Below are 21,186 nucleotides of genomic sequence, written 5' to 3'. Positions count from 1 at the left end.
TTATTACAAAAGTGTGTAAAATATCCGCTCACCTTGCAATTTTAGCTAAAGGTAGGTACAATATGAAATGTGGTAAGTAATAGCTATGCTTCAGGCACGTAAGTCTGTACGCATGCGCGTTCTTCAGCCTGAAAGCTACCTCATAAGAGTTATAAACTTATGGATTCGGCTTGAAGGATGTTGTAACAATGTAGGCTCTAAACGACTGAACCTATAGCCTATTACTATTTTGTATATACACAAGGAGGAAAGACCACATGAAGAAAAATTTAAGAATTGCTAGTGCTGCTGCAGCTGCTTTATTAGCTGTTGCACCAGTTGCTGCTTCTACTGTATCAACTGTTTTAGCTGATACTAATGTTACTGTTATTGGTGGTGCTAGTCAAAGTACCACTGACAAGGCTACTTTGAAGTTAAATATTACTAATACTCTAGCTTTAGCTGCCGGAGACTCAGCTTCAAAAGTAACTGCAAGTTTAGCAACTCCAGTTTTACCAACAGGTGCTAATGTAACTGTTTCACAAGCTAAAGTTTATAACAAGGATGATGTTACTTCAGTAACTGATGGTTCTGTTACCTTTAAGGGTGATAAAACTGCTGACAGCAATGTACCAACCCTACTTAAAGATGGACACTATGTTGCTATTGCCTATGTAACTATTACAGGCTTGAAGGCAAACACACAATATACAGTAAATGAGTCTTCTGCAACAGCTGCTAAAGCAAAATCAGATAACACTGGTACCATTGCAAACTTTGCAGTAATTAGTAGTGAGTTTTCTGTTACAGACACTACACTAGCTGGTGCACCTTATGTTAGAGAAGCTAATAAAGGTGAAACTGCCCCTGCACTTGATTCAGGTTCTTATGATTTAAAGGCTGCTGATTACAGTGTTAAGGCACTTGCAAAGGCTTTAGCATATTCTGAATCTAATCCTAATGGTAAATATGAACCAGCTGTAACTACTAATAAAGCTAACGCATCAACTGATACAGTAAACGCAACAGCTAAGTTTGTTGATCCTGAAGCAGATGTTCGTGCATCACTTAAGGCAGCTGGCATTACTACTAAGGGCTCAGATGAAACCTTTGACAAGCCTGCCGCAGCTTTCGTAGTTACTTTAAATGTAGTTGCAACTAACGGTCAAAAGACTACTTTTGGTGTAACTGTTGACCCTAATGTTTCTGTTGTTGACGCAACTTTCCCAGTAATTACTTACTATGAAAATGGTGAGGTAAAGCACTTCCCAACTGTTTCTACTGATACAAGTGCATCTAAGACTATTGAAAATGTTGATAATCTTACTGTTGGTGCTGGTTCAAGTGCAGCTAAGATTGGTTTCAATTATGTTCCTGTAAATGGTGTAGTAGACACTGCAGCTATCAAGAAGGCGTTTAGTGCACAAATTAACACCACTAACACAAATACATTAGATGTTAATGTTGATACTTCAAAGGTTAACACTAAGGTTGCTGGTAAATACCCAGTAGTTGTTAGCGCAACAAACGCAGAAAAGAAGACTACTAAGGTTACTTTCATGTTAACTGTTGGTGTTAAGGGTGCTACTTACAAGACTGTTCAATCAGACGGTGACGTTCCAGTTTACAAGATTGAAGGTAACAATGTAACTGATTCTAAGACTGTTGTTAAGAACGGTGACCAAATTGCTGTCTTTGGTGAACCAATCAAGATTGGTGACAAGTCATACACTCGTATTAACAGTGCTGACTCAGACCTTTACGTAGAAAGCAAATATGTTGATGGCTCATTCAAGCCAGCTGACAAGGTTGCTAAGAAAGTTATGCACAACGCATACATCTATGACAAGGACCACAAGCGTGTTGGTACTAAGACTGTTGCAGCTTACACTAACATCAACGTTTTAGGCGCAGTTACTAAGCTTGCTGACGGCACTTTAGCATACCAAATCGATGACAACCAATACGTATTGGCTGACAACATCGATGGTACTGTTCGTACTTTAACTCACAACGCTTACGTATACAAGACAAGTACTAAACGTGCTGACCGTCGTGTATTACGCAAGGGCTCAAAGGTTACTACTTTCGGTTCACCTTACACATTCAAGAATGGTAAGGCTTACTACCGTATCGGTGGCCCAACTAAGCAATACGTTAAAGTTGCTAACTTTTAATTAATTAGTTAAATTAATTACAGAAACGGAAACGACAGTAGTCGCTTCCGTTTTTTGTTTTCTCTTCTATGAAACCGATAACAATTTGTGTATAATTGTATAGGTAAAATCAAATAGAGAGGACTGAATGAATGTTAGCAAAGAAGCAGCAGACCTTAAATCTACCGCGAGAAAAGGAGCACCGTGTGTGGTCCAAGGATATTTTGCGACAAAAAGTTGGAGTAGATCAAACAATTGATATGTATCTTACAAGAGATGCAGATTATCAAATTAATCGGGATACGATTGCGATATATGAATTCCAGAAGGAGCCATTATTAGATAAATATAAGAGCGTAATTTTTGATCGTCAGAAAGGGATAGTCTTATGTCAAAATAGTACACGCTCATTATTTACCGCTTTTGGACAGAAATGTCTTTTAGCAGGCTTAGAATTTCAACGTGATTTTGCCAGCAAATTAAACCTGACTAGCCGTAACATTATTGCTACAGGAAGACTGGCATATTTCTCATTACGCAGTTATAACTCAGGCAGTATTGATTGGGTATCATTGCATCAGATGATTGGTTTTCGATCCATTAACATATCTTCTGTTGTATTTAAAACAGTACCCTATGGAGAAATAAGCTATATTTTTGCTTATTATGATTGTAGCCGTTATGTGGTTGACCAGATTTCCAATAGTCTGGTTTATAATCATATCCTCTGCGAACTACTAATTGCTCATTTCGAGCAGTCACTTGGTTGGCAAGTGCAGCGCCCTAAGGGAGAATCCTTAATAGATCAGCCGGAGTACTTTCATCCTCATGATCCATACAATGACCTGGCAATTAAGCCATTACTGCTTGAGTTACAGGATAAAAGGCAGCAGAGATATGGTCGCTGCCTAGCTGATTATTTGGAACTGCCGTTGTTAACTGAATTTCATCGGGCAGTTAGGAAGGCTACCCAACGCCGTGATACCCTATTTTGATAAAGAAGCGAATTGACTTTTGGTTAATTCGCTTTTTGTTTACACTTTTTTGGCACTGTTTATTGAATGGATTAATCCTCAAGTAGCACAGGGTTATATTTTACTCCTGAATTAAGAATGCGCTTAACTCAATTGTTACCGCTTACGATGCTTGTTTTTACGCATAACTAATAACTTGCTAAGCTACTAAATGCACAAGCGCTTGTGACACCAAAGATGAAAAGGAAGATGTCACAAATGGAAATAAGTCAACAAGCTTTTTTACAGGCATGGGAGAACCAAAAATTAGTTAGAGGCGCATTGAAGTACGCACATGTGAGGCAGGACTATACTAATTATGAGGACTTTTTGCAGGAAGGGATTATTACTTATGCGCATATGCTCACGCAGAATCAAACCCTTTCGCGTGAAGAAGTCGATCGAAGCAGTTTTCGCAAGATAATCTGGCGCACAACTGATTTGTTACGCAAGGAGCAACATCTGTGTGAACGTGAGAGTGAACTGACAGACCTGCAAATAGTTGAAGATAACCATAATTGGGATAATTACTTAGCATTAGAAGCAGAGCTACCGTACTTGTCTGACATAGAGCAGAAGCTATTTATAAGGCATTTGATTGGGCGTGAGCCGGTTCAACAGCTTAGTAGGCAAATAGGCGTCAGCAGAGTTCAATTACAACGTATTAAGAGTCAGTTACTAAATCGATTACAGGAAGTTTTAGAAAGATAACTTTTTCTTGTAATAAAAGTCGAGCTATATTACTTTTTGACTACAATTAAATGCTATCTATTGTTTCTCGTGAAATTGCTCGATACAATAAAGATGTCGATTAAGGAGGCAAACACACATCTATGAAAAAGAAACTAATCACTGGTTTTTCAGCTGCGTTACTCGCTGCGTCTGCTGTAATTCCAGTTACCAACAACTTAATTGCCGCTTCGCCAGCTCGAGCTAATCAAGTCTCAGCTGCTACAGCAACAGAAACAGAAACAACTTTTTTAAACACTGCTACTAGACAAGCACAGAAGGTCGCTAAGAAATATGGTCTATATCCTTCAGTAATGATTGCACAAGCAATTGTTGAGTCGAATTGGGGTCAATCTGGGCTTGCAGTTAATGCTAACAACTTATTCGGTATGAAAGCCGATGATAGTTGGCCAGGTGCTACTTATTCCGCTAAAACGCGTGAAGAAGATAAGAATGGCAAGAGCTACTATGTCACTGCCAAATTTAGAAAATACAATACTTACCAAGAGTCCTTCGATGATAACGGTAAGAAGTTGCGTCTAGGTGTTTCTTGGCAACCTGACCGTTATCAAGGCGCTTGGCTTGAAAATGCGTCCTCATACACCGCTGCTACCAAGGCATTGACTGGAACGTATGCAACAGCCAATAACTACAACACGATTTTGAATAGTCGTATTACTGCTTACAATCTTACACAGTACGATCCGACAATTTCCAACGCGTCTAAGTCCTATGTAGTGAAAAAAGCTGGTGCTACCTATGCTTGGCCAACTGACCACTCGGTTTCTGCTAAAACAAGCTCAGTTAATAAGGGCGATGCGGTAACTGTAACAAAGACGATCACTTTTTATAACGGCAAAAAACGGATGTACATCTCAGGCAAAGGCTGGGTTAATGACACATTGTTAGATGCGGGTAGTGCACTGCCTCCTGCTTCTCAAGCTCCTAAAGGTGATGAGAAGGTTAATAAGGCCTTGATGCACACTTCTTACGTTTATGACGCAGAAGGCAAACGTGTTAAGGGTATGAAAGCAATTAAGGCTGGCGATGAAGGAAAGGTCATCGCAACCTATGGCACTAAAAAGATTAATGGCAAGAAGTATTACCGAATCGGTGAAGATCAATACATTGCCAGTGGTAACATTGACGGTACTTTTAGAACATTAAAGAAGAACTCTTACGTTTATAACGATTATGGCAATCGCGATAATATAAAGGTTTTGAAGAAGGGGCAATCGGTTGCCACTTATGGTGCTGCAATAACAATTTATGGACACAAATACTACCGGATTGGTGTTCATCAGTATGTAAAGAAGGCCAATTTTTAAAGCAAAAACCAGCTAACAAAAAGAAATGAGGAATTAACGTTTAGAATGAAGATAAAGAAACTAATAACTACTGTTGCTATCGGAGTAGGTTTAGTTGCGCCTGTTTTTAAAGTCAGCCAGACTCAAACAGTTGAGGCGGCATCGATTAATGCGGTTGCTAAGCAAAATAGCTATGTTGGGGAAACTTACTTGTATAAAATGTTACAAACAGCCAACATCAAGTACAATAAGTTTTATGCCAATGGCAACATTATCAAGTACAGAAAAGGTAAGCCAGAAGGAATTGTAATTCACGAAACGGCAACACCAAATGCTTCTGCTTATAATGAGGCTATCTACTTTAACCGTGAATGGATGAATATGTATTCCTACGTTCATGCCTTTGTTGACAGTAAACAGGTAATTCAAATGATGACACCAAATTATGGTGTCTGGGGTGCTGGTGCAATTGCCAACAGCCGCTACATCCAAATTGAACTTTGCCAGGAAAACACTAGAGATAAGTTTGCAAAGAGTGTTAACAATGATGCAATCTATGCAGCTAAATTGTTGCACCGCTATGGCATCGTCCCAACCAATGCTTCAAACACTGGTCAAGGAACAATTTGGTCACACCACGCAGTTTCTCGTTTTCTTGGCGGAACCAATCACACAGACCCAGATGGCTACTTTGCTAAATGGGGCTACTCAATGGATGATTTCTTCTCCTTACTTAAGTCTTACTACAATCTTCAAGCTGGTGAAACAGACGCTTCTACTGGCCAAGATGGCGTATCTGACAGTAACAGCACTGTTACTGATTCCGATCCTGTTTCACAAGCACCAACAGGTAAGAAGAAGTTGATGCATGATGCTTACGTTTATGACGCAAATGGACAACGCACTAACGCACCACTAAAGACTGCTGGCATCGAAGTAAACGTAACAGCTACTAAAATGATCAATGGTAAGAAGTACTTGCAAATTGGTGAAAATGAATATGTTGTTGCAAGTAACATCATTGGTACCTCAAGAGTTCTAACACATAACGCATATATTTACGATACTACTGGCCTACGTGCTGACAATACTAAACTATTACGCGGCACTAGTGTTCATACTTACGGTGGTAGAATTAATATTGATGGTCAAGTCTACTATGCAATTAGTGAAAATCGCTTCGTTAAAGCAGCAAATTTCTAATACGCTAGTTAGTTAATTTTTAAAGACTACCAAAAGAGCTAATCGCAAATTTCTATTGCAATTAGCTCTTTTATTTTGTATTTAGCTTTTTGACAAACCTTTTTTGCTTTTTCAGACATTGATAACCCAGTTTTTCATAAAATTTGTGTGCAGCGATTCGTTCCTCTCCTGAACTCAATCTTATTTCATTGATACCGAGTTTTTGTGCAAGCCCTTCTAATCTGCTCATTAACTGAGTACCAATACCTTTTCCTTGTGTTGAACCGGCAACAGCTAAAGCTAAAACGTCCAATAACGGCTCGAAGTAGGTTTCTTCAAAAATTTCAGCGTGAAGATAGCCTTCTACTTGATGGCTTACTTCATCTTCATAAACTAATAGATAATGATGATTTGTATCCTTTAAAATACGTTGCAAGTTTTTAGTTGTTTGCTCAAGTGAGCAATCGTAACCTAATTGTGTCCGATTAATTTCCTGAATTGCTGAACTGTCAGTTATTTGTGCATTTCTAATCATTAAAACTACCTCCTAACGAAGCTTATTGTTACGATTACTTTAGCACAATGTGCTGGTTGATAAAGCTTTGTCTTCAACTTTTTAAGTAATTAAATAGATTGCAAACTATTGCTAAAACTGAGTTGTTGTCCGTTTTGCTTGATACTATTTTCGTGTATAATTTTCACAGTATTTAAGGAGGCTTTTCATGGCACAGCTATCTTTATTCTTGGTTGTTTTGTTTGCCTTAATCGTACCGATTATGATGGCGCGACTTAAAGTAACGGCAATTCCAACTGCGGTGGCAGAAATCATTATTGGCATCATTTTGGGTGCTAGTGGCTTTAACTTTGTTCAGCCAACGCATGACTTAAACTTTTTATCCAGTTTGGGTGTAATCTTGTTACTATTTCTGTCAGGGATGGAAATTGATTTTGAATTATTGAAGCCTGGCAAGAAAAAGTCAGATCAGCAAGTCGATCCTTTGAAAACAGCGATTAGTGCCTTTATTGGCGTTACTGTTTTGTCGGTGTGCCTGGCGCTTGTCTTAAAGATGTTAGGATTATTCAGTGATGCAATGCTCGCAACTATTATCTTTATGACCGTAGCCTTGGGAGTCGTAATTGCGACGCTGAAAGAAAAGGATATTTTGGGCCGTCCAGTTGGACAGACTATTTTGTTAACAGCTGTTTTGGGTGAGGTTATCCCGCTGATTCTTTTAACAGTTTACGCTGCAATCAATGGTGGTAACACTAGGCAATTATGGCTGATTATTCTATTGTTTGGCGCGGCAATTTTATTATTGTGGCGCTTTAAGCAACCATATTTATGGTTTGCCAAGGTAACTAAGTCGACAACGCAATTAGATGTGCGCCTTGCCTTTTTCTTGATTTTTGCCTTAGTGACAGTTGCTGAAAAAGTTGGCGTGGAAAATATTCTTGGTGCCTTTTTGGCAGGAATTGTGATGAAACTGCTTGAGCCTAGTCATGAAACGGCAGACAAATTGACATCGATTGGTTATGGCTTTTTCATCCCGATTTTCTTTATCATGACGGGTGTAAAGCTTAATTTAAGGTCACTGTTTGCTCATCCTAATTCATTGATTTTACTACCAGTTCTTGTTGTATTTTTGCTCTTGGCTAAACTACCAGTAGCCCTGATTTTTATGAAAAAGTTTGGCTCACGTAATGGTCTTGCTGGAGGTTTTTTGACAGCAACCACAATTACAATAGTTCTGCCAGCGCTGGAAGTGGCACGTAAGCTAAATGTCATTTCTCGACTTCAATCAGACGTCTTTATCTTGGCAGCTGTTATCGTCTGTATTCTTTGTCCAATTTTGTTCAACGCTCTTTTCAAATTGCAGCCTGAAGACCGCATAAAAGAAGAAGTTGTCATTATGGGGACTAATGCGCTAACTGTACCGATTATGCACGATTTGCACGACAATTGGTATTCCGTGAAAATGTATACGACAAGCAGTGAACACTACGATATCTATAAGAGTCGTGTGCTCAACTTAACTTTGTTACCACATCTGGAAGAAACCGATCTTAATCAAGCTGGTGCATTCAGTGGCAATATTTTTGTTGCTGCTTTACGCTCGGATGAAACCAATTTACATTTAGGCGAGCAGGCAAAAGCTAAAGGCAAGTTTAAGAGGATCATTATTTGTCAAAAGCGAGCGGATATTGCTAAAGTAAATGAATTACGGCAGAACGGAATGGAAGTTTATGATTTAAGTAACGTGACTTCATCGTTATTACGCGCGCTGATTGAATCACCAGGGGTATACAGTGTACTAACTGATACCAAGAATGCTGTTTATTCAGTTGTTGTCCGCAATATGAAGTATTCAGGACGTGAACTAATGGACTGGGACTTAGCCAAAGACATTACTGTTAGCCGTATTCGTCGTGGGCAAAAGTGGCTGGTTCCACACGGCCATACTGTGATTGAAGCTGGTGATGAATTAATCTTTTCTGCTAAATATGAAGCAGCAGATCGGGTACGCCGAATTGTTGGTAAAAAATAGTTTGAAGAGCTAATCAAATTGATTAGCTCTTTTTATGTGAACTCACATTTTATTGCTTGTTTAACAGAAAAAGCTAAAGCGTTAAAAGCAAATTAAGATATGTGTGTAAATTTATTAATAAGCAATAGCTGGTTTTTAAGTGCTATTCTATAAACTTAGCAATAGTATATAAAACAATATTATTAATACATTACACGTTTGAGTGCTTTTTAATTTATATTGTGGATATTTGATTACTTCTTTTAAACTATATGAATTTTTGATTATTCAAATATATAGTGTTGAAATCCTGGGCTTATAGGACTACTATTAATTATATCGTTCTTGATACCAGTTATATTAGGGGCAGTATATGTAATGTAAATCTAGTGTGAGGTTTTTAAAAAATGAGTAAAAACAATTTTTACAAAAAAATGATTATTTCCGTTACCGGTGCAACTTTGCTATCGGTTGGTTTAAGTCAAGTTCCAAGGAATGAAATAGGTACTGTACCTACTGAAGTTAGTGCAGCTACCAAAACAAAGGTAATTGGTGCTAACTCAGCCGTTTATAAAAAGACTGGTAAAAAGACAAAGAAAGTTATTAAAGCTGGCAAAAAGATTCATGTTTATGGTCAAAAGACAATCAATGGTAAGCTTTATTACAAGATAGGCAAAAATGAATATATAAAGGCTTCAAATGTTGATGGTAAAAAGCTTAAGGCAGCCAAAAACACAGTTTTGTATACCAGAAGTGGTAAAGTTATCAAAAATAGTAAGGTTCGCAAAGGCCAAGGCATTAAAGTTTATGGCTCAGTCGTAACTATTAACGGTAAAAAGTATTACTCAACAAAATATGGCTATATCAAAGTTAGTGCATTGGCTAAGAAAGAAAAGCCTGTTCAACCTAACAATAATACTCAAAATTCAACCGGTAATAATTCTGGCTCAAACGGCTCAGCAGGTAGCAATGGTTCAACTTCAAACGGCTCAGGCAGCAACGGATCAACCTCAAACGGCTCAGGTAGCAATGGTTCAACCTCAAATGGCTCAGGCAGCAACGGTTCAACTTCAAATGGCTCAGGCAGCAATGGTTCAACCTCAAACGGCTCAGGCAGCAACGGTTCAACCTCAAATGGCGCAGGTAGCAATGGTTCAACTTCAAATGGCTCAGGCAGCAATGGTTCAACCTCAAATGGCTCAGGCAGCAACGGTTCAACCTCAAATGGCTCAGGTAGCAATGGTTCAACTTCAAACGGCTCAGGCAGCAATGGTGCGACCCCAAACGGTTCAGCTGAACCCCAAAAATAGTAGATAACTATTAGCTACTCAAATTTATTGTTTAGTAGTTAAACAAAAAGGTCATAAGCTTGTCCCAAATTATTGAATCTAAATGATTTAAGTAATTAGGTGGCTTAGGCCTTTTTTATTAAAAAACACAGCTTTTCTAGATTAATAGAATAGCTGTGTTTTAGTTTGTCTTATTTTAATGTGATTACTTTGCTACCGACTTTTTCGCTTGTGCCAACACATCCATGACCGTGATGCTATGATCATATAATTCATCAGCGGTTTTAGTGTCGTGGTTGTCAATGATCTTAACAAAGTCATTGAACTCACTAGCCATCCGGTGCTTGTAACGATTGAATTCAAAGCTATCAGTGTCGCCATTTCTTGATTCAATGCTGAAACGATCAATCACACCAGTTGAACCATCAAAGAAAATTGTTCCTTTTTCTCCTTCAATAAAGGAACGTGGAGTAGTGTAGCAATCTTTTGAGGCAATTAGACTAGCCTGCATTTCAGGATAAGTCAGATTTAGAATACCTGAAGTATCAATTCCTTTTTGCATCACAGGATAGTATTGCACGGCTTCTGGCTTGCCAAAAAGTCCAACGGCTAAATGAATATTATAGATATTTAAATCCATTAACGTACCACCGTCTTTTGCAGGATCAAAAACCGGTGCGATTTTTCCTTCCAGGAAATCATCGTAGCGACTAGAATACTGCGTGTAATTAAGGCTAGCAATATGAATAGGCGCAATTTTAGAAAGAGCACGTTTAATTGCTAAGTAATTTTCTAAATGAATGTTAGTGATTGCTTCAACGATAATGACGTGATGTTCATCAGCTAATTTTTTCAATTCCCTTGCTTCAGCAACCGTTGCAACGTATGGTTTTTCACAAATCACGTTTTTGCCATTCAAGATAGCTTGTTTAACTACATCGTAATGTAAAGAATTAGGGACAGCAACATAGACAGTATCGACATTGGGATCACGATAGAGCTCGTCATTATCGGAAAAAACTTCAGCAATCTGATATTGCTCAGCTAAATCCTGTGCAATTTGTTTGCTGCGTGGAGTGGTTGAAATAGCTGCTAGTTCTAAGTCGGCTATTTTATCCGCAGTTGTCAAAAAATCATGAACAATTTTTCCACTACCAATAATTCCTAGCTTCATCGATATCCTCCATTAAATTTACTTTGATTTTGCCTTTTTGGCATTTATAACCTCATCGGGTAGTTTAAGATCATTATACCCATCAAAGTGATTTGTGGATATGGTCTCACTAAATTTCATTAATTTTGCCAATTTTAAGCTAACATTGCCAGTATAGCCAACAAGTTTTTCATCTTTAATTGTGTAGGCAAATTGGATGTTGGTAAACTTGACACTTTTCTTGAACTCCTTAATTTCTTTCTTACTAAATTTAGCTTTTTTGTAAAAGTCCAGGAATAGCTTTTTCATTTTAGGTGCACTTACATTAACAGTTAGGGTGTACACGCCATCTTGATCCGGTCCAGACAATTCACTATTATCATCTAGAGCTTTAATAAACAAATCACTGGTTTTGGTATATGTCTTAGGATCGCTCAAGAGATTAAATAATTGAGCCTCTGCACCTTTAGGCTTCTTTTTTGAAGGCTTTGGTAAGGTCGTGTATTCCCATTTACCCTTATTTTTGCTATAAAGACGATTAGTTTCTTCTGAAGTCCACATTTCCTCAGTTTCACTCGTCTTTTTGCCGTAGCTAGTCTGTAGTGTTACATGAGCTAGGGCAGGATTAATTTTTAATTCACTATTTATCTTGAATATAATTGGCTTTTCCTTGTTAACTTTTACATCAAAAGTAGCATCTAAACCTGCACTTTGGGTTTCTGGTGAACCTTTTTTAACAATTGATACTGCTTGTTCTTTATCAAGAGCGGCCGAAACGCTGTGTGTTTGACTTAGCCCACCTGCTAGGAAGGTGAAGGTTAATAATATACTAGAAATAACCTTTTTGGTTTTCATAATTTTTCTCCTTGTTTAATCTTAATTTAATCCTGATTTTACAGTAATTAATTGGTCTAGTCTATTCTTTTTTATAAATTTAAATTACTTTTTCTTATTTTCTTTTGGTAGTGGCTTACCATCTAGCGCATTGTTAGGAACTTTCAGGAAGTCGTGACGACCAAAGTTACTATAACTTTGTCCTGCACTCATTTTCATCATCTTACCAATTTTGAGGTTAACGGTATAATTGAAAGTGGATAACTTAGTGCCTTTTACTACCAGCTTCACGGTCATATCTTCAAATTTGCCAACTTTAGCTAGCTTTTGATAGATTTTTTGCTGCTGCGGACTTTGGGTATTAGTTGTAAAGATTGGTGCAACTGCAGCTTTCATGATCTTTTTATCAGTGATTTTTGCTGTTAACGTGTAGGTTTTACCAGAACGCTTCATCTTATAAGCATCAGTTAAACCCTTAGGTGGATTCATTAACATTTCGTTGTTTAAAACTGCATCTAAAACGTCGGCATATGAGTGACCAGACATTTTTTCAATTTCAGTTTTATACCATGTGCTCTGACCATTGATGTAAAGATTACCGGTGTTGCTAATCCATTCATCCATGTTATGAGTTTTACCCTTAGCTTCTGTTTGGTAGTTAACGTGGAAGACGGTTGGGTCACCACCGAATGAATAGTTGGAAGCAACGACTTGACTAGAAGTGTCAGTTTTCAAATTGACAATTTGCTTTGCTTCACCACTCTTGAAGGACTTCTGTGATTTTTGGATGACTTGCGTTTTAGTTAAAATTGGATCCGCTTGCTTTTTTTGTTTAGAGCAACCACTAGAAACCAGTGCAACGACAACGCCTATACTTAACAATACTTTTTTGAATTTCATCTTGGTTAGATATTCTCTTTCCTTATATTCATTAATATCTCTATTGTATCGTAAATCAAAAATTTAAAAAACGATTTTTAGCCCTAAACCCTATGAAAACAAAATTTAAATGTGTAAAATAGTAAGTGAAGCTTTTAATTTGCAAAGGAGATATTTTTTCATGTCGAAATTAGTTTTAATTCGTCACGGCCAAAGTGAATGGAACCTTGAAAACAAGTTCACTGGTTGGGTTGATGTTAACTTGTCAGAAAAAGGTGTAGAAGAAGCAAAGAATGCGGGTAAGTTAATTAAGGAGCACGGCCTCAAATTTGACCAAGCTTATACCTCAGTTTTGACTCGTGCAATCAAGACTTTGCACTTCGCTTTAGAAGAAAGTGGTCAACTTTGGGTTCCTGAAACTAAATCATGGAGACTTAACGAACGTCACTATGGTGGTTTACAAGGCTTAAACAAAGAAGCAACTGCTGAAAAATATGGTGACGAACAAGTTCACATTTGGCGTCGTTCATACGATGTTTTGCCACCAAAGCTTGAAGATGATTCAGAGTTTAGTCAAGTACATGACCGTCGTTATGCAGATCTTGACCCACACATCATTCCTCGGACTGAAAACTTAAAGGTTTGTCTTGAACGAGTAATGCCATTCTGGGAAGATCACATTGCACCAGACCTATTGGCTGGTAAGAACGTTATCATCGCTGCTCACGGTAACTCACTTCGTGCTTTAACTAAGTACATTGAAAACATTTCTGATGAAGACATCATGAACTTAGAAATGAAGACTGGTGAACCAGTAGTTTACACATTCGATGAAAAATTAAACGTTACTAACAAAGAAAAGTTAGACGACTAATTTAACTTTGAACTAAGGAACCATTTCGGATTTATTTTCGAAGTGGTTTTTTTTGCTTAAATAATTTAGTCATAAAAAGAGCCTCTAATAAATAGACTATAGGTCTAAATATTAGGGGCTCTTGTACTTTTTAATGGTTATTCGTTAGTTTTTAATCATCTTCATTAAGGTTTAAGACAGCATCGAAAACACTTTGAGGCAATTTAATATCGCTTTTGACTGCTTGACGCTTGTTTAAACTTTGCCGACGCAATAGTTGTTGCTTTTTAGAAATGCTCCGCTTTTCACCGTTAACAGCTGCATTCTTACGTAGTGGAGGAACGTCCACACGGGCAATTGATTTGTTTTCAACCATTGCCTGAACCGGCATTGGATAGAGACGACGTGGCACAGTGTATTTTAGTTTTTCAACCAGTTTATGGGCAATTCTATCTGCATTTTGGCGTGGCACAATGATGTCGAGTGCATCGACGGCTGCGTAGTTAATCTGAATTTGAATTTTGACCACATCAACAAGTTCATAATCAAGGAACTCTGTGTCGAGCGTTGCATATCCATGAGTAATTGACTTTAAGCTATTGAAAAAGTTATAGGCAATTTCCGAAACAGGTAGCTTATAGGTCAATGTCACTAAATCCTGTTGGTTATCGAGATCAATCATTTCACCAAAATGTTGGTCACAAAGCTTCATTACTGCACCAAGATAACTTTCTGGCGTGGTGATGACTGCTTTAACATAAGATTCAGTCACGTAGTCGATTTCTGAAAAATCAGGGAACTTAGCTGGATTAGTGATGGTTAGGTATTCTTGTTTTGGATCAGGTGACTTCAAGTAGACGTGGTAAGTAGCGTTTGGTGCGGTCGTTAGCACCTCAACGTGATACTCGTCACGCAAACGTTCCTGAATAATTTGTAAGTGGAAAATTCCCAGGAAGCCGCACCGGAAACCTGCATCAAGTGCCTCTGATTGTTCAGGTGTGTAGTGAAAAGCTGAATCATTAAGTGCGAGCTTGCTGATGGCCTGCTTCAGTGCTTCATAGCTGGTATCGCCTTTAGGGTAAAGTCCGGCGTAAACCATTGACTGTGCTGGCTTAAAGTTAGGAAAAGCTTGTGCTGTTGGATTAGCTGCATCAGTTAGGGTTTCACCTACTTGAACAGCAGCCACGTCCTTTAGACCGGTAACTAAGTATCCAACTTCGCCAGTTTCTAGTTTTTCAACAGGCTTCATGTTAGGTGTAAAAATCCCAACGGCTTGAGCATTAAAGGTTTCGCCTTGACTCATCAATTTCAATTTCTGCTGGGTGGTTAGTTGACCATCAATCATTCTTACTTCAGCGACGATTCCTTGATATGGGTCGTATTGGGAGTCAAAAACGAGTGCCTTGAGCGGAGCCTTGGGGTCGCCAGTTGGAGCTGGAATCTTTTGATAAATTGCTTCCAGAACGTCATGCACATTTTTACCTGTTTTAGCAGAAATTTTCAAAATATCGCAATCCTCAAATTCAGGACGGAGTGCGCGAATTTGTTTTTCAGTTGCTGCAACGTCTGCAGATAAACTATCAATTTTGTTGATAACTGGAATAATGGTTAAATGATGTTTTACTGCCAGTCGCAGGTTGGCAATTGTTTGCGCTTGAACACCTTGAGTGGCGTCCACAAGCAAAATCGCACCGTCACTAGCGGCAAGACTTTTTGAAACTTCGTAAGAAAAATCAACGTGTCCAGGTGTATCAATCAAATTGTATTCATATTCCTGACCATCATCACCATGATAAAAGTTACACACAGAACGCGATTTGACAGTTACACCATGCGCTTGTTCAACTTCCATGCTGTCTAATAACTGGGCACTAAGTTCGCGCTCGCTCACTGTTTCAGTTTGCTCCATTATTCGATCGGCAAGAGTAGATTTACCGTGATCAATGTGAGCAATAATGGCAAAGTTACGGATATTTGCAGTTTTCATTTTCAATTATCTCTCCAATTCTTTTTGCAATCCTTGTAGATAAAACTCGAGCAGTTGGTTTGCTTCTGTTTCTAAATCAATTTGAAATTCTTTAAAATCCACTGGCAGTTGGTCATGATGAAATTCATCAAGATTCATCATATTCATTAAACCGCTAATAATCGCACTCTGAATTACAAAAATATGGCTAGCTTTTTTAGCTGATAATTTTGTAATACTATTTGCAATTGCCTGACCAAGTTCTTGACTGATTTGGTAGAGAGCAGCTCTTCCGGCAAGCGTCTGTTCACGGTCAGCAGCTGCTTCCAAGATGGGTGCGCGCAGTGCATTAAGCCGCAGTAAATCAGCCTTTTCGTGAATTAAATAGTGATTTTGCTTTAATAAAAAAGCAATAAGTTGGTCCCAAGTAGTAATTTGGGGACCAGTTTGCCAGTCGAATAAGACCTCTTTTAAATAGTTTTGGTAGCCGGATAAAAGAAGGTACATAAAAATATTTTCTTTGGTTTTAAAGTAGTTAAATAATGTACCTTTTGCTACGCCAGATTCATTGGCAATTTGTGCCATTGAGATTTCGTTAAAATCGTGTTCTTGAAAAAGCTTGCTCGCAGCTGTTGCAATCAGCTGTTTTTTGGCTTGTTTTTCTTCAGGAGTTAAGACGTGCATAATTGTCTCCTTTTTAATAATGACCAACGGTCATTTTACAAGTCGGTCGAAATTTTGGCAAGCAAAAATACCCATTAAAAGTCAAAAAATAAAAATTTAAAAATAAAACGTAAAAGATAAAAGTTTTAAAATAAAAAATAAAACGTAAAAATTAAAAAGCGCTTGACTTAAAGTGCACTTGAAGGAATATCGTAAGGTTGTTAAAAATAATAGGTTAATTAGGAGTAATGATGACTGCAAAAGAACATTATCGTATTGGTCAATTCAGTGAATTAACGCATTTGACACCATCGACTTTACGCTACTATGAGCAAGAAGAATTACTTGTTCCCAAAAGAGATAAAGCTGGGCAACGTTACTATACAGATGATGACCTCAGCTGGCTTGAGTTTGTTTTACATCTAAAAGGTACTGGAATGACAATTCCGCAATTAAAAGAGTACATCCAGCTGCGTGCCCAAGGGGATGCAACTATTCCACAGCGACTAGCTTTGTTAAAAGAAGTTCAAACTAGTGCTGAGAAAAGATTGCTAGAGCTGAAGAGCAGCATGAAAGTGCTTGGACAAAAAATCGACTGGTACCAGGCAAAGCAGGATCACAGCATTGCTGACGACGAAACTTTTGCAGTTTATCTAAAACAGATTGGAGAGACCAAGAATGACAAATAATGAAGAAAGCGTCAAAAAAGGTTTGTTTCCTTTAGGCGAAAAGAATGAAGCATATCAAAAATATTTCATTGGTCAAAGTTACTTAGAGAATTTAGTTGCAGATTCTGCATTAAATGTTGGTGTTTCGAATGTTAGCTTTGAGCCGGGATGCCGCAACAATTGGCATAAGCATAACAATGGCTTCCAGATTTTAATTGCAACTGCTGGTGAGGGCTGGTATCAAGAAGAGAATAAACCAGCGCAAAAACTACATCCTGGAGATGTAGTGGTAGTTCATGATGGTGTCAAGCATTGGCACGGTGCTACTAAAGATAGTTGGTTTGCGCACCTTGCAATTACAGCGGGAACACCGGAATGGCTAGAGCCTGTAACAGATGAATATTATCAAGGATTGGAGAAATAATTATGAAAAAACAAACAGCAGGACGTGATAATTTAGGTGAATTTGCTCCTAAATTTGCAGAATTAAATGATGATGTTTTATTTGGTGAAGTTTGGTCTCGCGAAAAGCAGTTGCCAGCACGTGATCGCAGCCTGATTACTTGTGCTGCTTTGATGGCCAAAGGAGCATATCCACAATTAAAATCGCACATGGATATTGCAAAAACTAATGGCGTCACCAAAGAAGAAATGGTAGAACTGATTACTCATTTAGCCTTTTATTGTGGCTGGCCTAATGCGTGGACTGCCTTTGATTTAGCTAAAGAAGTTTACTGCGAATAATTATCAAAAGAGTCTCTAATTAAGGCGTAAAAATTCCGTTTTAATCATTTCAATCCGAGCTGTATAAATGTTAGAATTGGCTTAACCGCTTATAGCTAGGAGAGACGAATATGACAAAGAAAATTCTGATTTTGCATACTGGTGGGACTATTTCAATGTCTGAAGATGCAGATGGCAATATTAAACCGAATGACCAAAATCCACTTGCTACCATTCAGCTAGAGAATAAAGGCGAAGTTGAATTAGTAACGGAAGAAATTTTTAATGTACCGTCACCGCATATGACACCTCAAAGAATGCTTGAACTTTCTTTACGAATTCGTCGTGCCGAAGCAGAAGGCTTTTTTGGTGCAGTTGTTACCCATGGTACCGATACGCTTGAAGAAACGGCAATCTTTTTAGATTTAACTATTTCAAGTAAAATGCCAGTTGTGGTAACTGGTGCAATGCGCTCGTCTAATGAAGTGGGTAGCGACGGTTTATATAACTTTAGAACTGCGATTACAGTTGCCAGTTCACCTGAATCAGTGGGTAAAGGTGTAGTAGTGGTAATGAATGATGAGATTCATTCAGCCCGCTATGTGACCAAAACCCACACCACCAATGTTGCAACTTTTCGGACACCAACTTTTGGTCCAATTGGAATTGTTTCGGAAGGGCATGTTAATTATGTTCAAACGATTAAACCACAAGCGCATGAACCAATTGATCATGTTGTCTCAAATGTTTATTTGGTTAAAGCATATGCTGGAATGGGTACCGAGCTACTCCACGCATTAAACAAACCTGAAACTAACGGCATTGTAATTGAAGCTTTGGGTGCCGGAAACATGCCACCAGAGACTTTGCCTGAGCTGCAATCTTTAATTGACCACAATATCCCGCTAGTCTTAGTATCACGCTGCTTTAATGGGATTGCTGAACCAGTTTACGACTACGAGGGCGGCGGCGTTAATCTTGCTAAAATGGGTATCATTTTCTGTCGTGGATTAACCGGACCAAAAGCTAGAATCAAACTGTTAGTTGGTCTTAGCGCTGGACTTAAGGGTGAGGAATTAAAGAAATATCTCAATAATTAACAATGATTTTCGCTTAGATGAATATAAAAATATCTTGGTAAAAAGAAGGAAGATAACTTCCTTCTTTTTTGCGTACGCTGTAGCATTAAATTGAAAATATAAATAGTTCATGTGACGGATATAAAGCTACTTGTATTAAAACAAAGATGGCTTTATTATTAAATTAATAATTAATATATTTTAAAAAGCACGGGAGTATTTATAATGTTAAAAATCAATAAAAAAATAGCAACTGCTTTATGTGCAGTTGCATTAACGGGCGTGGGTGCAGTGATAATTGAAAATTCTGACACCCAAACTGTTTTAGCGAATCATCAAGGCACCAAAGTTTGGCTACAATATGGCACCTTAAAATATGCTTTGAAAGGACCTTCCGGACGAGTATATCCTGCAGGCACTAAAGTTGTTCGTGAATTAAGTTATGATAGCAAGCCAAAACCTTCTTACCCTGCTAAGCCATTCTATTTAACACTTGAAATTGGTGGAATTCCTGGCAATCAATTATTGCAAGATGTAGGTGGTGGCGAGATTGCTGAGGCATACGTAAATTATGGCGATTGGAATGAGATTGATTATCCTTCAGATAATGTTGTTTTAGTTAACAACACTACTGACTATACCGATTTAAAATCGAGTGATTTTCATCCAGTAGATAGTGATAATCCAGATGTTCCAGTAGCTGACACCTCAAAACTCGATGCTACATTTTTAGATTATACTAGCTTGGATTTTTCACACTATTCTAAAGCAGATATAGGATATGGTACAGACCTTCAAAATCGTTATTTTGCAGCTAAGGCAATGGGTGTAACACAGGCAAGTGTTGATAGCTTAACTCAAGAAATTAATGATGCTATAGCCAGATATAAAGCAACAGGTCATATAGCTAGTGCTGATAATTCTAGTTCAACCAAAAATGGCGCAAATAATGGTAATACTACTATTACAAAGAATCCTGCTAGCATTTCTAAGTCACGCAAGGTAAGATTACGTAAAGCATCTTATCGATACACTAGCAAAGGTAAACGAGTATCAAAGAAGTTGCTGAAAAAGGGCAGCATAGTAACAATTAATGGTAAAACCTACCATATTAAAGGAAAGGCATATTACCGCATTGGTAAAAACCGCTATATTCGAGTTGCCAATGTCGTAAAGAATTAAACTAACTGAGATTAAGGAGTAAAAATGAAGAAAAGTAAATTATCCACAAAAATAGCAATTGCTTTGTGTGCAGTTGCTTTAACAGGTGTGGGTGCAGTGATAGTTGAAAGTTCCAACACCCAAATTGTTTTAGCGAATCACCAAGGAACAAAACTTTGGGTACAATATGGCACTTTAAAGTATGCTTTGAAAGGACCTTCTGGACGAGTATATCCTGCGGGTACTAAAGTTGTTCGTACTACATATGATGATGACAAGCCAGATTTATCTATACCTGGTAGGAGCTTCAATTTAACTTGGCAAATCGGCGGCAAGCCTGGCTTAAACATTTTTCAAGATACTGGTGGCGGTTCAATTTCAGAAACATATGTAAATTATGATAATTGGCAAGAAATTGATTATCCAGCAAGCAATGTTGTATTAGTTAATAATACTAGTGACTCTACTGACTTAAAGTCACGAGACTTTCATCCAGTAGATAGTAGCAATTCTGATGTTCCAGTTGCAGATACTTCTAAATTAAATAGTGCATATGTTAAATTTACAATAACCGTTAATTTCCAAAAATTATCTGCATCCGAAATGAAATATGTTACGAACCTACAAGATCGTGTTGATTATGCAAAGGATATGGGTGCAACACAAGAGAGTGTTGATACGTTGACACAAGAAATTAATGACGTAATTGCTAAATATAAGGCAACGGGTCATTTAATTGCTGATAATAAGCCATCTAATACTACTGGTAATAGTGGCAGTGACTCAGCAAATAATAAATCAACTTCAACTAATGTTTCTAGTTCACGCAAGGTAAGATTGCGTAAAGCATCTTATCGATACACTAGCAAAGGTAAACGAGTATCAAAGAAGTTGCTGAAAAAGGGCAGCATAGTAACAATTAATGGTAAAACCTACCATATTAAAGGAAAGGCATATTACCGCATTGGTAAAAACCGCTATATTCGAGTTGCTAATGTTGCAAAAAGTTGAACTAGTCTAGCTTAAG

Annotated in this window: 20 protein-coding genes and 1 pseudogene; 14 read left to right on the top strand and 7 right to left on the bottom strand. The window is 37.9% G+C overall.

Features of this window, described 5'->3' with window-relative positions; all coding sequences use genetic code 11:
- The first annotated feature begins 257 nt into the window (after nt 1-257).
- The 5 genes from F5ESL0263_RS08690 to F5ESL0263_RS07770 all read left to right on the top strand — a co-directional run bounded on the left by F5ESL0263_RS08690 (nt 258) and on the right by F5ESL0263_RS07770 (nt 6,387).
- A complete protein-coding gene (locus F5ESL0263_RS08690) occupies nt 258-2,156 on the top strand; it encodes an SLAP domain-containing protein (protein ID WP_158593030.1) in 1,899 nt (632 codons plus the stop codon).
- 131 nt (nt 2,157-2,287) lie between these two features.
- Nucleotides 2,288-3,130, top strand: coding sequence for a hypothetical protein (locus F5ESL0263_RS07785; protein ID WP_122036151.1), 843 nt, complete (start codon nt 2,288-2,290; stop codon nt 3,128-3,130).
- 237 nt (nt 3,131-3,367) lie between these two features.
- Nucleotides 3,368-3,859 (top strand): sigma-70 family RNA polymerase sigma factor, encoded by a 492-nt coding sequence (locus tag F5ESL0263_RS07780; protein ID WP_122036150.1) that lies wholly within the window; start codon nt 3,368-3,370, stop codon nt 3,857-3,859.
- A gap of 122 nt (nt 3,860-3,981) precedes the next feature.
- Entirely contained in the window at nt 3,982-5,205 is a 1,224-nt protein-coding gene (locus tag F5ESL0263_RS07775; RefSeq protein ID WP_122036148.1) for a glucosaminidase domain-containing protein, read from the top strand.
- A 45-nt stretch (nt 5,206-5,250) separates the two neighbouring features.
- Complete coding sequence (locus tag F5ESL0263_RS07770; RefSeq protein ID WP_122036146.1) at nt 5,251-6,387, top strand: SLAP domain-containing protein; 1,137 nt, start codon at nt 5,251-5,253, stop codon at nt 6,385-6,387.
- A 70-nt stretch (nt 6,388-6,457) separates the two neighbouring features.
- Here F5ESL0263_RS07770 and F5ESL0263_RS07765 read toward each other — a convergent pair whose 3' ends face one another.
- Entirely contained in the window at nt 6,458-6,901 is a 444-nt protein-coding gene (locus F5ESL0263_RS07765) for a GNAT family N-acetyltransferase (protein WP_122036145.1), read from the bottom strand.
- Nucleotides 6,902-7,088: 187 nt separating this feature from the next.
- On the opposite strand from F5ESL0263_RS07765, the gene F5ESL0263_RS07760 reads away from it, so the two are divergent.
- On the top strand, nt 7,089-8,912 hold the full coding sequence (locus tag F5ESL0263_RS07760; RefSeq protein WP_122036143.1) for a cation:proton antiporter family protein: 1,824 nt from the start codon (nt 7,089-7,091) through the stop codon (nt 8,910-8,912).
- Nucleotides 8,913-9,298: 386 nt separating this feature from the next.
- A pseudogene (locus tag F5ESL0263_RS08790) lies at nt 9,299-9,754 on the top strand (SLAP domain-containing protein); the annotation flags it as partial.
- A gap of 43 nt (nt 9,755-9,797) precedes the next feature.
- On the opposite strand, the gene F5ESL0263_RS08785 reads toward F5ESL0263_RS08790, so the two are convergent.
- From F5ESL0263_RS08785 to F5ESL0263_RS07740, 4 genes are all read right to left on the bottom strand, one after another.
- Nucleotides 9,798-10,115 carry a pentapeptide repeat-containing protein gene (locus F5ESL0263_RS08785; protein WP_370448861.1) on the bottom strand — a complete coding sequence of 106 codons (318 nt, stop codon included), beginning with the start codon at nt 10,113-10,115 and terminating at the stop codon, nt 9,798-9,800.
- A gap of 270 nt (nt 10,116-10,385) precedes the next feature.
- A complete protein-coding gene (locus tag F5ESL0263_RS07750; RefSeq protein ID WP_122036136.1) occupies nt 10,386-11,354 on the bottom strand; it encodes a Gfo/Idh/MocA family protein in 969 nt (322 codons plus the stop codon).
- Nucleotides 11,355-11,372: 18 nt separating this feature from the next.
- Complete coding sequence (locus F5ESL0263_RS07745; protein WP_122036134.1) at nt 11,373-12,188, bottom strand: hypothetical protein; 816 nt, start codon at nt 12,186-12,188, stop codon at nt 11,373-11,375.
- Nucleotides 12,189-12,272: 84 nt separating this feature from the next.
- Nucleotides 12,273-13,067 (bottom strand): DUF6612 family protein, encoded by a 795-nt coding sequence (locus F5ESL0263_RS07740; protein WP_122036132.1) that lies wholly within the window; start codon nt 13,065-13,067, stop codon nt 12,273-12,275.
- Nucleotides 13,068-13,227: 160 nt separating this feature from the next.
- Here F5ESL0263_RS07740 and F5ESL0263_RS07735 point away from each other — a divergent pair, with 160 nt between their 5' ends.
- The gene (locus tag F5ESL0263_RS07735) at nt 13,228-13,920 is read left to right on the top strand and encodes a 2,3-diphosphoglycerate-dependent phosphoglycerate mutase (RefSeq protein WP_074425900.1); all 693 of its coding nucleotides are present in this window, start codon (nt 13,228-13,230) and stop codon (nt 13,918-13,920) included.
- Nucleotides 13,921-14,071: 151 nt separating this feature from the next.
- Here the strand turns inward: F5ESL0263_RS07735 and lepA are convergent, their stop codons facing one another.
- Both lepA and F5ESL0263_RS07725 read right to left on the bottom strand, forming a co-directional pair.
- A complete protein-coding gene (gene lepA / locus F5ESL0263_RS07730) occupies nt 14,072-15,886 on the bottom strand; it encodes a translation elongation factor 4 (RefSeq protein ID WP_122036404.1) in 1,815 nt (604 codons plus the stop codon).
- Between the two features lie 6 nt (nt 15,887-15,892).
- Nucleotides 15,893-16,549, bottom strand: a complete 657-nt coding sequence (locus F5ESL0263_RS07725; protein ID WP_122036130.1) for a TetR/AcrR family transcriptional regulator — start codon at nt 16,547-16,549, stop codon at nt 15,893-15,895.
- A gap of 230 nt (nt 16,550-16,779) precedes the next feature.
- On the opposite strand from F5ESL0263_RS07725, the gene F5ESL0263_RS07720 reads away from it, so the two are divergent.
- The 6 genes from F5ESL0263_RS07720 to F5ESL0263_RS07695 all read left to right on the top strand — a co-directional run bounded on the left by F5ESL0263_RS07720 (nt 16,780) and on the right by F5ESL0263_RS07695 (nt 21,170).
- On the top strand, nt 16,780-17,217 hold the full coding sequence (locus F5ESL0263_RS07720) for a MerR family transcriptional regulator (RefSeq protein WP_122036128.1): 438 nt from the start codon (nt 16,780-16,782) through the stop codon (nt 17,215-17,217).
- Nucleotides 17,207-17,620, top strand: coding sequence for a cupin domain-containing protein (locus F5ESL0263_RS07715; RefSeq protein ID WP_122036126.1), 414 nt, complete (start codon nt 17,207-17,209; stop codon nt 17,618-17,620). Before F5ESL0263_RS07720 ends, F5ESL0263_RS07715 begins: the two co-directional genes overlap by 11 nt.
- Nucleotides 17,620-17,940, top strand: a complete 321-nt coding sequence (locus tag F5ESL0263_RS07710; RefSeq protein WP_122036124.1) for a carboxymuconolactone decarboxylase family protein — start codon at nt 17,620-17,622, stop codon at nt 17,938-17,940. The genes F5ESL0263_RS07715 and F5ESL0263_RS07710 overlap by 1 nt, the downstream gene beginning before the upstream one ends.
- A gap of 110 nt (nt 17,941-18,050) precedes the next feature.
- A complete protein-coding gene (locus tag F5ESL0263_RS07705) occupies nt 18,051-19,019 on the top strand; it encodes an asparaginase (protein WP_122036122.1) in 969 nt (322 codons plus the stop codon).
- Nucleotides 19,020-19,223: 204 nt separating this feature from the next.
- Nucleotides 19,224-20,180 (top strand): SLAP domain-containing protein, encoded by a 957-nt coding sequence (locus F5ESL0263_RS08735; protein ID WP_233558468.1) that lies wholly within the window; start codon nt 19,224-19,226, stop codon nt 20,178-20,180.
- 24 nt (nt 20,181-20,204) lie between these two features.
- Nucleotides 20,205-21,170: an SLAP domain-containing protein gene (locus F5ESL0263_RS07695; protein WP_122036120.1), complete on the top strand. Its 966-nt coding sequence runs from the start codon at nt 20,205-20,207 to the stop codon at nt 21,168-21,170.
- The last annotated feature ends 16 nt before the right edge of the window (nt 21,171-21,186 follow it).

It is taken from the genome of Lactobacillus sp. ESL0263, assembly GCF_003692845.1.
GTDB classification, from domain to species: domain Bacteria; phylum Bacillota; class Bacilli; order Lactobacillales; family Lactobacillaceae; genus Lactobacillus; species Lactobacillus apis.
This window is presented reverse-complemented; position numbering and strand designations above follow the sequence as displayed.